Origin of the sequence: Rhizobium leguminosarum bv. viciae USDA 2370 (assembly GCF_002008365.1) — a bacterium.
Lineage (GTDB): Bacteria > Pseudomonadota > Alphaproteobacteria > Rhizobiales > Rhizobiaceae > Rhizobium > Rhizobium leguminosarum.
The window spans coordinates 388342-401668 of the sequence record NZ_MRDL01000036.1 but is presented as its reverse complement, the minus strand read 5'-3'; the positions used below and the strand labels follow the sequence as shown (position 1 = coordinate 401668).

Annotated in this window: 13 protein-coding genes; 4 read left to right on the top strand and 9 right to left on the bottom strand. The window is 62.3% G+C overall.

What is annotated here, in order from left to right; translation table 11 throughout:
- Window positions 1–151 precede the first annotated feature (151 nt).
- Window positions 152–661, top strand: a complete 510-nt coding sequence (locus BS629_RS16825; RefSeq protein WP_018243069.1) for an RNA polymerase sigma factor — start codon at window positions 152–154, stop codon at window positions 659–661.
- Window positions 662–663: 2 nt separating this feature from the next.
- Window positions 664–1509 carry an anti-sigma factor family protein gene (locus BS629_RS16820; RefSeq protein ID WP_018243070.1) on the top strand — a complete coding sequence of 282 codons (846 nt, stop codon included), beginning with the start codon at window positions 664–666 and terminating at the stop codon, window positions 1507–1509.
- Window positions 1510–1565: 56 nt separating this feature from the next.
- Here the strand turns inward: BS629_RS16820 and BS629_RS16815 are convergent, their stop codons facing one another.
- Complete coding sequence (locus BS629_RS16815; protein WP_018243071.1) at window positions 1566–2546, bottom strand: quinone oxidoreductase family protein; 981 nt, start codon at window positions 2544–2546, stop codon at window positions 1566–1568.
- 5 nt (window positions 2547–2551) lie between these two features.
- Between BS629_RS16815 and BS629_RS16810 the strand changes: the two genes are divergently transcribed.
- The gene (locus BS629_RS16810; protein ID WP_018243072.1) at window positions 2552–3061 is read left to right on the top strand and encodes a winged helix-turn-helix transcriptional regulator; all 510 of its coding nucleotides are present in this window, start codon (window positions 2552–2554) and stop codon (window positions 3059–3061) included.
- A gap of 91 nt (window positions 3062–3152) precedes the next feature.
- Here BS629_RS16810 and leuA read toward each other — a convergent pair whose 3' ends face one another.
- From leuA to BS629_RS16795, 3 genes are all read right to left on the bottom strand, one after another.
- Window positions 3153–4904, bottom strand: coding sequence for a 2-isopropylmalate synthase (gene leuA / locus BS629_RS16805; protein WP_018243073.1), 1752 nt, complete (start codon window positions 4902–4904; stop codon window positions 3153–3155).
- 429 nt (window positions 4905–5333) lie between these two features.
- Window positions 5334–6563, bottom strand: a complete 1230-nt coding sequence (locus tag BS629_RS16800) for a benzoate/H(+) symporter BenE family transporter (RefSeq protein WP_018243074.1) — start codon at window positions 6561–6563, stop codon at window positions 5334–5336.
- Window positions 6564–6705: 142 nt separating this feature from the next.
- Window positions 6706–7290, bottom strand: a complete 585-nt coding sequence (locus BS629_RS16795; protein ID WP_003561390.1) for an ATP-dependent Clp protease proteolytic subunit — start codon at window positions 7288–7290, stop codon at window positions 6706–6708.
- A gap of 231 nt (window positions 7291–7521) precedes the next feature.
- On the opposite strand from BS629_RS16795, the gene BS629_RS16790 reads away from it, so the two are divergent.
- Window positions 7522–8289 (top strand): DUF2076 domain-containing protein, encoded by a 768-nt coding sequence (locus BS629_RS16790; protein ID WP_018243075.1) that lies wholly within the window; start codon window positions 7522–7524, stop codon window positions 8287–8289.
- Window positions 8290–8426: 137 nt separating this feature from the next.
- Here BS629_RS16790 and queF read toward each other — a convergent pair whose 3' ends face one another.
- The 5 genes from queF to BS629_RS16760 form a co-directional block, all read right to left on the bottom strand.
- Entirely contained in the window at window positions 8427–8891 is a 465-nt protein-coding gene (gene queF, locus BS629_RS16785; protein WP_018243076.1) for a preQ(1) synthase, read from the bottom strand.
- The gene (gene emfA / locus BS629_RS16780; protein ID WP_018243077.1) at window positions 8891–9805 is read right to left on the bottom strand and encodes a CDF family cation efflux transporter EmfA; all 915 of its coding nucleotides are present in this window, start codon (window positions 9803–9805) and stop codon (window positions 8891–8893) included. Before emfA ends, queF begins: the two co-directional genes overlap by 1 nt.
- A 213-nt stretch (window positions 9806–10018) precedes the next feature.
- A complete protein-coding gene (locus BS629_RS16770; RefSeq protein WP_018243078.1) occupies window positions 10019–10690 on the bottom strand; it encodes a DUF2161 domain-containing phosphodiesterase in 672 nt (223 codons plus the stop codon).
- A 15-nt stretch (window positions 10691–10705) separates the two neighbouring features.
- Window positions 10706–10945, bottom strand: a complete 240-nt coding sequence (locus BS629_RS16765; protein WP_003561395.1) for a hypothetical protein — start codon at window positions 10943–10945, stop codon at window positions 10706–10708.
- Window positions 10946–11066: 121 nt separating this feature from the next.
- Window positions 11067–13256 carry an anthranilate synthase gene (locus tag BS629_RS16760; protein WP_018243080.1) on the bottom strand — a complete coding sequence of 730 codons (2190 nt, stop codon included), beginning with the start codon at window positions 13254–13256 and terminating at the stop codon, window positions 11067–11069.
- Window positions 13257–13327 lie beyond the last annotated feature (71 nt).

Sequence of the window (13327 nt, the reverse complement as noted above, 5' to 3'; positions counted from 1 at the left end):
GGGAAAGAGGGATGAAGACGACCGGATGCTTGCGAAGTGCAGGAGACTTGTTTCATAAAGCACATGTATCGCCGGCGCCAACCATGTCGGCTTCGCGCCGAGGGTGAACCCTTCGACCGCGAAACCATTGTGAATGCTTCTTGGATAGACAATGCGTCAGCCCGCAACGACCATCGATCTCCGGCGTGATCTCGTCGGCCTCCTGCCCCGCCTCCGCCGCTTCGCGATCACGCTCGCGGGTGAGGTTGCTGTGGCCGATGAACTCGTTCAGTCCGTCTGTCAGCGCGCCATCGCCAAAGGTCATCAATGGAGCGGCGAAGGCCGGCTGGAAAGCTGGATCTACACGCTTGCCCGCCAGCAATGGACCGACGACAACCGCAAGCGCAAGCCTAAGGCTTCCGTCCGCGGCAACGTCACCGATATTCGCGAGGCCGCGCGTGAACGCTCGGCCGCGGTCGATCCCGACACCATCCATCACATGATTTCCGATATGCCGGATGGCGTTTCCAGCATGTTCCTGCTTGTCGACGTCGAAGGCCACAGCTACCAGCAGGCGGCCGACATCATGGGCATTCCGGTGGCAAACGTCGTCTCGCAACTCGCCACCGCAAGGCTGCAATTTGCCGGGCTTGCCGGCACCCACCCGATCCACAGGTTCTGAATTTGCTCGATCTTAGGAAACTGCCGCTCGAAGCCCAGCTCACCGCCCTTCTCGATGGCGAAGTTTCGCCCGAACAGCGGCACGAACTGGAGCAGCGTCTGGCAAGCGACGAGAATGCGCGCCGGCTGCATGAGAAGCTGCGCCACGGGGCTGATTTCGGCCGCCGCCGCCTGGACGATATCCTGAAGGAGCCGGTGCCGCTCGCCCTCGTCCGTTCCATCAAGAGCACGCAACCGCCGAAAACGTCGATCGCCCAGCGCGCCACGCGCCCGCAAGTGAAACTGGCGCCGAGCGGCCCGCAGGCGCTGGCCGCCGCCCTCATTCTCTTTGCCGTCGGTTGCGGTATCGGCTATTTCGTCGGCACCGCCCCGGATGCCGACGAGATTGCCACCACGGCCACCACCAATCCGGCTCCGGCCAATACCAACGACTGGCTCGGCGACGTCACCGCCTATCAGCGCCTGCTGATCCGCCAGCCCCGCCATCTCGTCGAAGTGCCCGCCTCGCAGGCCGAGGAAATTTCCAGTTGGCTGACGACCGCGATCGGCGTGCCCTTCCGCGTGCCGGATCTGAGCGCAGAAGCCTGGACCTTCCAGGGCGCGCGCGTCATCCTCGGCGACAGCCGCCCTGTCGGGCAGCTCGTCTATTCGAATGCCGATGGCGACATCATCTCCATTTGCTTCCGCAAGGACGCGCAGCCGCCGGAGACCGACGACTTCAAGGAAACGATCAAGGACGAGATCGGCCTCGTGACCTGGCACAATGCCGGCACCTCCTACGTGCTCGCCGGCCCTTCCGCCGAAGCAACGCTCGGCCAGCTTGCCATGGAGATCGCCACCGCGATCTGATTGCCGGAGCATGATGACGAGCGGTTTCGCACGACGTCGTGCTCGCCTTCTTTGACTTAAGGCACCAGCACCACCTTGCCGACCGCCCTCCGCTCCTCGATGGCGCGATGCGCTTCCGCCGCTTGATGCAGTGGGAAACGACCGCCGTCGGTAACCGTCAAGGCGCCCGCTGCGGCAAGCTCGAAGAGCGCGGCAAGATCCTCCCGCACACCCTCAGGCGTCAGCAGCGGCAATAGCGAAAATCCCTTGATTGACTGATTGTCATCAAGCATGTGCTCGACATCGGCCGCCTCAAGCCCAAACCGCCCCATCGCCGCCAGCACCAGCTCGCCGCAAGGCGCCAGCACATCGAGCGCCGCCCGTGAAAACGCCCCGCCGACGGTTTCATAGATGATATCCACGCCGAGCCCTCCGGTCAGCCTCTTGACGTCCTCCTGCCAGCCGGGCGCCGTATAATCGGCCGCATGATCGGCGCCGAGAGATAGGGAAAGCGCCCTCTTTTCGTCACTGCTCGCCGCTGCGATCACCATCTTCGCCGCGTCGCGCCTCGCCAGTTGCAGGAGCAGAGAACCAACACCCCCGGCTGCTGCGTTGACGAGAACGATTTTGCCTTTCACGGGACTGCGGCGTAGGAGGTGCAGCGCCGTCAACCCCTGCACCATCAGCGCGGCAGCCGCCTCGAAGGAGACCGCGTCGGGCAGCGGCACCACCGCCCCGCCATCGACCGCGGCGAACTCGGCATAACCGCCCGAACCGCGCCCGATCGCAAAGAGAGGAACGGCAACCCGCGTGCCAATCAGCGAGCGGTCGGCACCAGGCCCTGCTCGCTCGATTATACCCGCGACCTCGACACCGGGAAACATCGGCAGGTCAGGCGTTGCGGCATAGCGGTCGGCCCGCATCAACACCTCGAAGAAGTTGACACCCGCCGCGTGAACGCGGATGAGAACCTCGCTCGGGCCCGGCTCGGGAACCGGCAGTTCCACGAGCTCGAGGACATCGGGCGGACCGAAGCGAGTGAATTGAACGGCTTTCATGGCAGATGAACCTCACGTCTGATTGGCGTGGGGCAGGTTTAGCAATAGGATATCAGGCAAAAATACACACTCTTTCGTGCCCTACCCACCAGGAGGTGACCATGGCTGAGCCGATGAAAAGACTGCCGGAACTGCCGGTCGAACGCGCGCTCAAGGTGATCTCGGGGCGCTGGAAGCCAGTCATCCTCTACTACGTCTTCTCCGGCCCGAAGCGTCTGTCGGAGCTGAAGCGGATGATGCCCGCCATCACCCAGAAGGTGCTGATCCAGCAGCTGCGCGAGATGGAGGAGCACGGGCTGGTCGCCCGCCAGATCTTCGCCGAAGTCCCCGGCCGCGTCGAATACAGCGCGACCGAACTCGGCCTCGGTCTCGAACCGGTGTTGCTGGCGCTCTGCCAATGGGGTCAGCGGCACGCCGAGGCGCGCGACGAGGCCGACGAGATCGCCGACTGCATCGTCAGGCCGCGCAGCGCTACAGCGCCGCGCGTCTTTTCAGACGCGCAAAGGGCGCTGTAACATTTTGAATTGCTGCATAATTTTATCCTTGAATCGATTCCGATCTAAGGAATTATGCAGTAGTGCGATCGCGGCCTGAGACCTGCCGAAATCAGGCCTTGCCAGCCTTCACGTCGAGCACGCGGTTGGCGGCCGAGACGATCGCCTCCAGCGAAGCTGCGACGATGTTGGTATTGATGCCCGCGCCGAAAAGTTTGCCACCGGGATAGGAGGTCTCGACGTAGGAGATCGCCGCTGCGTTCGAGCCATGCTGGAGCGAATGCTCGGAATAGTCCTCGACCGACATCTCGATGCCGAGATAATGCGACAGCGCGTTGATGAAGCCGTCGATCGGACCGTTGCCGCGCCCTTCGATGCGCTTGATATCCCCATTGTCGGTGATCTCGGCTGCGACGATCCGCTGGCCCTTGTGCTCAGTGTCAGGATAGGTGTGATGGTCGACGAAGCGCAGGCGCCCTTCCGGCTGCGTCACGTAGCGCTCGATGAAGCGGTCATAGATGCGCCGGGACGGAAGCTCTTTACCCTCTACGTCGGTGATGCGCTGGATATCTTCGCGGAATTCCACCTGCAGGTTGCGCGGCAGGTTCAGCCCGTAATCCTGTTGCAGGATATAGGCGATGCCGCCCTTGCCGGACTGCGAGTTGATGCGGATGATCGCCTCGTAGGAACGACCGACATCACGCGGGTCGATCGGCAGGTACGGGACTTCCCACACGGGATGATTGGCGACCTGTGCTGCCTTCATACCCTTGTTGATCGCATCCTGATGCGAGCCGGAAAAGGCGGTGTAGACCAGCTCGCCGACGTAAGGATGACGCTCGCCGATCGCCATCTGGTTCGAATATTCGAACACTTCCTTGATGCGCTCGATATTCGAGCAGTCGATCTCGGGATCGACGCCCTGCGTGAACATGTTCAGCGCCATCGTCACCATGTCGACATTGCCGGTACGCTCGCCATTGCCGAACAGCGTGCCTTCGACGCGGTCGGCACCTGCCAGCAATGCCAGTTCGGCAGCAGCGATGCCGGTGCCGCGATCGTTATGCGGATGCAGGGAAACGATCAGGTTCTCACGATTGTCGAGGTTGCGGCACATCCATTCGATCTGGTCGGCATAGACGTTCGGCGTCGCCATCTCGACGGTGGACGGCAGGTTGATGATCAGCTTGTTATCGGGCGTCGGCTTGACGACCTCGATGACGGCATTGCAGATCTCCAGCGCCACATCGAGTTCGGTGCCGGTAAAGCTCTCCGGCGAATATTCGAAACGGTAACCGCCGCCGGCCTTCGTGGCCATATCGGTGATCATCTTGGCGGCATCGACGGCGATCTGCTTGATCCCCCGCACATCCTTGGCGAAGACGACGCGGCGCTGCAACTCGCTGGTGGAGTTGTAGAAGTGCACGATCGGCCGATTTGCGCCTTCCAGTGCTTCGAAGGTACGGGTGATGAGTTCCGGGCGGCACTGTACCAATACCTGCAGGGAGACGTCGTCGGGCACATTGCCCTCCTCCACGCACCAGCGGGCAAAGTCAAAATCGGTCTGCGAAGCCGAGGGGAACCCGATCTCGATTTCCTTGAAGCCCATCTCGATCAGCAGTTGGAACATGCGCGCCTTGCGATCGTGGCCCATCGGGTCGACGAGCGCCTGGTTGCCGTCGCGCAGGTCGACCGAGCACCAGACCGGTGCCTTGGTAATGGTCTTCGTCGGCCATGTGCGGTCGGGAATGTTCACCTGCGGATAGGCCCGGTATTTCACGGCGGCGTCGGGCATGCCTTTTGCGGGGGCCGTCTTGTTTGTGGAGGCCACCTTATTTTGGGAAGATTGCGTCTTCGCGTCCATCGTATCGTCTCCTCGTCCCGGCATTTGCCCGCTCTTAGCCGATCACGTCGGGCTTGGCGATAAACAAATGCGGACCTTGTCGGTCGTTAGGTCAATTTTGAAAGTGAGTCGCGAGGAGCGATGGCCGGGCGGGCTTTCGGCCGCCGGGCGCTCCTCAAAGGACCCGGCAACCGCGCGTAAGGCCGAGGAGAAGAAGCGAGGTCAGGGCGCGCGTATTGTCACGCAGGGCGATGCGGCCGCGTGTAATCGTGTCAGAAATTCTGGCGCCAGTGGTCTTCATGCCCGCGCTTATAGCCTCGGACGGTAAAGCTGGCAAGTCCTTGGCCGGCTTTTGGTGGCCGCCAACATTCGACGAACTGCCCAGCTATTGCCGGCGGAGCTGCTTGAAAGCGCCAGAATCCGGCATTTGGAGAGCACAACGACCTTCCGTTACCTCGACTGAGCTCGGTCTTTCCAAATCTTCACCAACCGCGACAGCGCCAGCATCAGCCCACCCGCGATCAGGCCCCAGAAGGCACCGGAAATGCCGCCGAAGGAAATGCCGGAGGCGGTGACAAGGAAGGTGATTGCCGCCGCCTCTCGCGAGTCCGGCGCCTGGAAGGCCGACATTGCCGAGGACGAGAAGGCTCCGACCAGCGCCAGCCCCGCTACCGCCTCGATCAGGATCGAAGGTGCGAGCGCGACGAAGGCCGTCACCGCGCCGGCGAGCAGCCCGAGAATGATATAACCGACGCCGGCGATCAGTGACGCCCAATAGCGCCGCTTCGGATCGGCATGGGCGTCCTGTCCGGCGCACATTGCCGCGGTGATGGCTGCCAGATTGACCGCGTGGCCGCCGAACGGCGCCGACAGCAGCGAGAAGAAGCCGGTGACGGCAAAGAGCGGACCGGGCTTTGGATCGTAGTGGTTGACCTTCAGCACCGCGATACCCGGAATGTTCTGCGAGGCCATGGTGACGATGAAGAGCGGCAGCGCGATCGAGATGAGGCCGGCAAGATTGAACACCGGCCGGACGATCTCCACCGTCGGCACCAGTGATTGTTCCAGCGAGCCGAGCGCATCGTCGGGGATATCGACGCCGAAGGCGAGCACCAGCACGAACGCCGCGAGTGCTGCCGGCACCGCCCAAAGCCGCTTGAAGGCGCCGACGACGATCCAGGCGACGACGATCGGCAGGCCGAACAGCGGATTGAAGCCGATCGCCTTCACCGGCGCGAAGCAGAGGCCGATCAGCACACCGGCAAGCATCGCATTGGCGAGTGGTGCCGGAATGGCGGCAACCGCCCGCCCTAGCGGCTTGAACAGTCCCGCAACGATAATCAGCATAGCACAGATCAGGAATGCCCCGACCGCCGCATTGAAGCCGCCCTCGACCGCCCCGGTACTTGCCAGCAGTGCGGCACCCGGTGTCGACCAGGCGATGCTGACCGGCAATCGGGTCACGGCACTTAGCACGATCGCGCAGACGCCCATGGAAATCGACAATGCCATCAGCCCGGAAGCCGCCTGTACATCCGTAGCGCCGACCGCCTGCAGCCCGTGCAGCACAACGGCGAAGGAGCTGGCGGAACCGACGAAGGCGGTCAGCAACCCCATGAACAGGGCTTGGACGGAAAAATCTTTGAGCATGGCGGGACTCGAGCTGCGCGAATGGCGCATGGAGCATGATGGTTGTCGAAGGCGCAAGTCCGGATTCATTGCTTTCCGTTCAGACCTTGCCGCTAGCACTATCCGAAAACAGAACGCCCTCACCTGCGATCGGCAGGCAAGGGCGGGTTCTTGCAGTTTTGGCTGAGAAAACTCAGATATCGGCCTGCGACGTCACGATCCGTGAAACGAGGCCATATTCCTTCGCCTCTTCGGCCGAAAGCCAGTAGTCGCGATCCGTATCCTTGTCGATCTTGTCGAGCGGCTGGCCGGTGGCCGCTGCCATGATCCTGTTCAGACGCTCGTTCATCTTGATGATCTCGCGCGCCTGGATTTCGATGTCGGATGCCATGCCGCGCGTGCCGCCGGAGGGCTGATGCAGCAGGAAGCGCGTGTTCGGCAGGCACAGGCGCCGCTCCTTCGGAGTGGCGACATAGATCAGTGCGCCGGCGGAGGCGACCCAACCGGTGCCGATCATCCAGACCTTCGGCTTGATGAACTTGATCATGTCATGAATGGAATCGCCGGATTCGACGTGGCCGCCGGGCGAATTGACATAGATGCGGATGTCCTCGTCGCTGGCAGCAGCAAGCGCCACAAGCTGCGAGCAGACCTTCTGCGCCAATTCCTGATTGATCGGTCCGTAGATGAAGATCGAACGCGACTTGAAAAGATTCGCCTCCGTTTCCTTGCCGAGCGGCAGTTCCTTCGTCTTGTCGTCCTGGTCTTCGTCGTTCATTCGAACCTCTTGGAGATGAATTCGGGTTCCTCGCACATAGTGCGACTCAATGCCTAAAACAATGCGGGAAAAACACAAGGCACCGAAGCGATGGAGATATCCTTAAGAAGCCGCGCGCGGTTCTGCAAGCCTTACTGAATTGTAACGGCGAAAGGCTTTGAAAAGCCTAAATCCGTTCCTACCTCAGCCTCACGCGGCAAATGCCGCATCAGATCATTAGGAGGCAGGACAATGTCACCCGAAGAACGCCAATTGCTGACCGCCCTCTTCGACCGCGTGCGCACCGCCGCAGCCACGCCGCGCGACCGCGACGCCGAAGCCCTGATCGACCAAGCGACGCGTGAGCAGCCGTCGGCCACCTATTATCTGGCCCAGGCCGTCATTGTTCAAGAAAAGGGGCTGGAGGCGGCCGCCAACCACATCAAGGAACTCGAGGAGCATGTTCGCCAGCTGGAAGCCGGCGTGAGCGAGCACCGCCAGGCCGAACAGGGCGGCGGCTTCCTGAGCTCGATCTTCGGCAACACCCAGACGCAGCAGCCGGCCCCCGTTCCGTCCAACCCCGGTCCTTGGGGCCAGTCCCGCAGCTATGACGATCCCCGCGACGGCAATGTCCGCCAGACGCCACAACAGCCGACCGGCCCCTGGAGCCAGCAGGCCTATGCGCCGTCGGCCGGCGGCAGCTTCCTGCGCGGCGCACTCGGCACGGCAGCGGGCGTTGCCGGCGGCATGCTGCTTGCCAATTCGCTGAGCGGCATCTTCGGCAACCACATGTCCTCGCTCGGCTGGGGCTCGCCCTTCGGCGCCAATCCCTTCGGCAATGCCAGCGCCCCCACAGAGGAAACCGTCATCAACAACTATTACGGCAATGACGACACCCGCCAGGCCTCCGATAACGCCGGCGACAAGGACGACGACAACGCCAACGTGCAGCAGGCCGATTACGACGACGGCGACGATTACGCCGACGACTCGTCCAGCGACGACGTTACGGATGTGTGAGATCTAGCGGCCAAAGAATGGGCGGCCGTTGGCTTTACCATTGCCGCACCGTCGCCCGGCCCTTCGCTTGGGCTCAGGGCGTTCGCTGCTGCAATCGATTCACTGGATCGATTGCTCGGGCTGCGCCCGAACGCAATTCACCCACGGCCGCGATAGCTGGCAACGCCCTGTTCCGGCAGCCACACGCCTTCCGGCGGCTTGCCCGTCTGCCAGAAGACGTCGATCGGAATGCCGCCACGCGGATACCAGTAGGCGCCGATCCTCAGCCACCGGGGATCGAGCAGTTCGACGATGCGCTTGGCGATGTAGATCGAGCAATCCTCGTGGAAAGCGCCGTGATTGCGGAAGGAATGCAGGAAGAGCTTCAGCGACTTCGATTCCACCAGCCATTCGCCCGGAATGTAGTCGATGACCATATGGGCGAAATCCGGCTGCCCGGTCATCGGGCAGAGCGAGGTGAATTCCGGCGCGGTGAAGCGCACGACGTAATCGGTGCCGGCATGGTTGGACGGCACTTTTTCAAGCACCGCCTCCTCCGGCGATTGCGCGGTTTCGGTCTGCTGACCCAGCATCGACAGGCTGGAAACATCGGTACTCGGCATTATGCCTCCTTGACGACTTTGACGCGGATGCCGTGAGCCTTTTCGCCCTCCGGCTCCACATGAATTGCGATAGTGGCGCCCTCGTGCACTGCCCTGATGGCATCCTCAAGGCGGTCGCATATATCATGCGCCTGCCGCACGGACATCCCACCGGGCACCACCATGTGAAAATCGATGAAGGTGACGGTGCCTGCCCGCCTCGTTTTCAGGTCGTGCACGCCGATCGAACCCGCCGCATGGGTGGCAATCGCCTGCTTGATCGCTTCTTCCTCCTGCGGCTCCACCGCCTGGTCCATTAGCCCGCCAATCGATTGCGAGATCACCTTCCAGCCCTGATAGAGGATGTTGACGGCAACGAGAATGGCAAGCACCGGGTCGAAGATCGCATAGCCCGTTGCCAGCGCCAGCAGCAGACCGACGAGCACGCCGACAGAGGTCACCACGTCGGACATGATGTGCTGTCCATCCGCCGTCAGCGCTGCGGAGCGATGCCTGCGTCCGGTTCTGATCAGCAACCGCGCCCAGACCGCATTGATGACACCGGCCGCGAAATTGATCGCAAGCCCGAGCACAGGTGCGTCCAGCATGCGCGGCTCGGCGAGATAACCGACGGCTTCGTCGACGATCAGCAGGGCAGCGACGACGATCAGCACGCCCTCGGTCACGGCAGACAGATATTCCGCCTTATGATGGCCGAAGGGGTGATCGTGATCGGCCGGCTTCTGCGCATAGCGGATCACGAAGAAGGCGATGAAGGCGGCAGCGACGTTGACCGACGATTCGAGCCCGTCCGACAGCAGCGCCACCGACCCGGTAACCCACCACGCCACCATCTTCAGACCCATGACGCCGAGCGACAGTGGAATCCCCCACATCGCCAGCTTCCGAACCGTAAGATCGCCGTTGTCACTCATATCGTCCCCCTGCGGTTGCGAATGAATTGCAGCATCTAAGCCGTTGAAACGCAAAACCGCCCACGCGAATGTCGCGCAGGCGGTTCAGTTGAGGGTGATATGGGCGATGATGGAGGATTTGTCAAAGGGGAATGACACGCCCTTCACAGGCGTTACCGTCCCCGGCCGGAAAACAGCCCCAACGAGCGATCCCGATGCCCGGTACAGCGCGGCTCAAGGAGCGGGGTCGGAGAGCAAAGATTGCGGCCAGCGCAAAAGAGCAGCCTGCCCTACAGACGTCAGGGCGTAGACGCCCTTGTCCACGCGTTCGAACCATCCGTAGACGTTGTCACGCAGGATCGAGCCGGCCTTGGGCGTAAGCGCCTTCATATCCCGCGGCCGCACCAGTCCCTGGGCGAGTGCTGAAGCACAGAGCAGCGCCTGTTGGCGATAGGCGGTCATGATCGGCGCCCGCGAGCCACCACCGACGGCGGGATCCCCACGGCGGCGCTGATGCTCCTTGACGAGGCGCGAGCGCCGTTTCGGATTGGTGCGCGGCATCGGCGAGACGGAACTGACGATGACGCTGACCTCGCCCCCATCGGAGACGCCGAGCATGCCGATACCGAGCCTTCGGCAGAGATCACGGTAGCGTCTATCGGCCTCTCGCCCGCGGCCCTTGGCGGAAACGCGGGCCGCAACCCAGACTTCATCGCTCAACGCCGCGCGATCGACCGCCTGGAGAAGCAGTTCGAGGTTGAAGGAGAGTTTCAATTCGCAGACCACCACGACCGGCGGTTCGGCACCGCTCAAGCCGACGAGATCGCATCCGCCGACCTCGCCCTTCACGACATAACCGGCCGCCTCCAGGAAGGCTTTGACCGGCAGGTAGAGCGACGTCTCCATGGTGAAAACGGCGCCTCAGGCGGCGTTGAGATCGGCAATCTCGCCATATCGTGCAAGCAATCGCGGCGACGACATGTCGCCGGTTTCCTCGTCGACGATCACGGCATAGGCGGCCACGCCGACGAAACGCTCAGCCATCGCCGAAGCGATCTTTTCCGCGCTGACGGAGTTCGATGCCTGGCGCATTTCGCCGGGCACGAGATTGCCACGGTTCTTGCGGTAAGGGAGAACGATGAACTTTTCAGCATTGGCCACGGCGATAGGTTCCAATTGATCGTTCCTGAAATGTTCTGATTTGCCGGAAGAAGTCAAGTCGCGGCCCGACGGCCCAATGGCCGGCCCTTCCCACAGGAGGAAGGGCCAGGCGAAATTGCGGTCACGCAGCCTTCGTCTTCACCTTGCGTGCCAGATGCGCCACGACATTTTCGATCATCCGCATCCCGGCATCGCCACCGAGCGTCATGATCGATTCCGGATGAAACTGCACCGCGGCGATTGGCTCCTTGGCATGTTCGATGCCCATGATCGTGCCATCGTCGCTTTCCGCCGTGATGATGAACTCGCGCGGCAGCGTCGAGGGATCGGCAAAGATCGAGTGATAGCGACCAACCGTCACCTCCTTGGCAAGGCCGGAGAAGACGATGCCTGGCTCCAGCACGCGGATGCGCGACGGCTTGCCGTGCATCGGCAGCGCCAGATGGCGCAGTTCCCCGCCGTAGGCTTCGGCGATCGCCTGCAGACCGAGGCAGACACCGAAGATCGGCAGGTTGCGCGCCCGCGCCTTCTTGATCGTCGCCTTGCAGTCGAAATCCTTGGGCGTTCCGGGTCCGGGTGACAGCACGACGAGGTCCGGGTTCAGCCTGTCGAAGATTTCCTCCGGCACCGGCGTGCGCACGGTCGAAACCGTCGCCCCCGTCTGGCGGAAGTAATTGGCGAGCGTGTGGACGAAGCTGTCCTCGTGATCGACGAGCAGGATGCTGACGCCCTTGCCGACGCTCGCGACGTCGCGCTGGACCCTGCCGGAATTGCCGGTCTTGGCGTCTCGGATGGCGGAAAGCATGGCAGAGGCCTTCAGTTCTGTTTCGGCTTCTTCTTCGTCAGGAATGGAATCGTTGAGCAGCGTCGCACCGGCGCGCACCTCGGCGATACCGTCCTTGATGCGCACGGTGCGCAGCGTCAGGCCGGTGTTCATGTCGCCATTGAAGCCGACCATGCCGATCGCCCCACCATACCAGGCGCGTGGGCTTTTTTCATGGCTCTCGATGAAGCGCATCGCCCAGAGCTTCGGGGCGCCGGTAACGGTGACGGCCCAGGCGTGGCTGAGAAAACCGTCGAAAGCGTCCATGTCGTCGCGCAGCCGCCCTTCGATATGGTCGACCGTGTGGATGAGGCGCGAATACATCTCGATCTGCCGGCGGCCGATCACCTTGACCGAACCCGGCTCGCAGACACGGCTTTTGTCGTTGCGGTCGACATCCGAGCACATGGTGAGCTCGGACTCGTCCTTCTTCGAATTCAGGAGCTTCAGGATCTGCTCGCTGTCGGCGATCGGATCGTCACCGCGCTTGATCGTGCCCGAAATCGGGCAGGTCTCGATGCGACGGCCGGAAACGCGCACGAACATTTCGGGCGAGGCGCCAACCAGATATTCCTGATGGCCGAGATTGATGAAGAAGGAATAGGGCGACGGATTGATCGCCTTCAGCCGCTTGGAAATGTCGGACGGCTTGCTGTCGCAACGCTCCATGAATTTCTGCCCGGGCACGACTTCGAAGAGGTCGCCCTTGCGGAAACTTTCCTTCGCCTTGGTGACGAGCTCGGCATATTCGCCTGGCCGGTGATCGCTCTTCGGCGGAATGGCATCCGTGTGTTTGAAGGGCTCCGCTGCGATATGCTGGGCCTTGCCCTCGGTCGTCACGCCGTCTTTTTCGAAGTCGTAACGGTCGACCCAGGCCTTGGCGGCGTAGTTGTCGACGACGAGGATCTCGTCCGGCAGGTAGAGCACCATGTCGCGCTGGTCGGAGGGTCGCGTCAGCTTCAGATCGATCGCGTCGAACTGGAAGGCGATGTCGTATCCGAAGGCGCCGTAGAACCCGAGGCTCGCATCCGCCTGCGAATAAAACAGGTCGGTGACGGCGCGCAGCACGGTGAAGACCGTCGGCATCTTCGAGCGCTCTTCCTCGGTAAACACCCGGTCCGGCGTCTTGACGGTGAGGTCGAGGCGACGGGCGGAAGAAGCGCCGAGCACGATGTCGGACACCGTCTTCAGCCGCTCGGTCACGAAGCCGAGGATTACCTCGCCGCGTTCATTATAGGCCTCGATCCAGACGTCGCGCCCGAAGGAAGAGATGCCGAGCGGCGGATCGACGACGGCGGTATCCCAGCGCGTATAGCGGCCCGGATATTCGTAGTTCGACGAAAACACCGCACCGCGGCGCTCGTCGAGCTTGTCGACATAGGAAGAGACCGCATCGCCGTAGGGGATCGCCCGCCGCTGCCGCGTGACTGATATGCCGCCTTTGGTCTCGTAGATTTCCGCACCATCATCCCGCAGGATCGTTACCATTGTTCCACTCCGTTATCGGGGCCCGGACGACAGGCGGCCATAAAACAAAAAAAGCCGCCTCGAAGTTTCGG

What these genes read in the sequence shown, in the direction of transcription:
- queF (WP_018243076.1), bottom strand. Translation starts at nt 8,891, where the DNA reads ATGCCGAGTACCGATGTTTCCAGCCTGTCGATGCTGGGTCAGCAGACC.
- emfA (WP_018243077.1), bottom strand. Translation starts at nt 9,805, where the DNA reads ATGAGTGACAACGGCGATCTTACGGTTCGGAAGCTGGCGATGTGGGGG.
- BS629_RS16825 (WP_018243069.1), top strand. Translation starts at nt 152, where the DNA reads ATGCGTCAGCCCGCAACGACCATCGATCTCCGGCGTGATCTCGTCGGC.
- BS629_RS16800 (WP_018243074.1), bottom strand. Translation starts at nt 6,563, where the DNA reads ATGCGCCATTCGCGCAGCTCGAGTCCCGCCATGCTCAAAGATTTTTCC.
- BS629_RS16795 (WP_003561390.1), bottom strand. Translation starts at nt 7,290, where the DNA reads ATGAACGACGAAGACCAGGACGACAAGACGAAGGAACTGCCGCTCGGC.
- BS629_RS16810 (WP_018243072.1), top strand. Translation starts at nt 2,552, where the DNA reads ATGAACCTCACGTCTGATTGGCGTGGGGCAGGTTTAGCAATAGGATAT.
- BS629_RS16790 (WP_018243075.1), top strand. Translation starts at nt 7,522, where the DNA reads ATGTCACCCGAAGAACGCCAATTGCTGACCGCCCTCTTCGACCGCGTG.
- BS629_RS16815 (WP_018243071.1), bottom strand. Translation starts at nt 2,546, where the DNA reads ATGAAAGCCGTTCAATTCACTCGCTTCGGTCCGCCCGATGTCCTCGAG.
- BS629_RS16770 (WP_018243078.1), bottom strand. Translation starts at nt 10,690, where the DNA reads ATGGAGACGTCGCTCTACCTGCCGGTCAAAGCCTTCCTGGAGGCGGCC.
- leuA (WP_018243073.1), bottom strand. Translation starts at nt 4,904, where the DNA reads ATGGACGCGAAGACGCAATCTTCCCAAAATAAGGTGGCCTCCACAAAC.
- BS629_RS16760 (WP_018243080.1), bottom strand. Translation starts at nt 13,256, where the DNA reads ATGGTAACGATCCTGCGGGATGATGGTGCGGAAATCTACGAGACCAAA.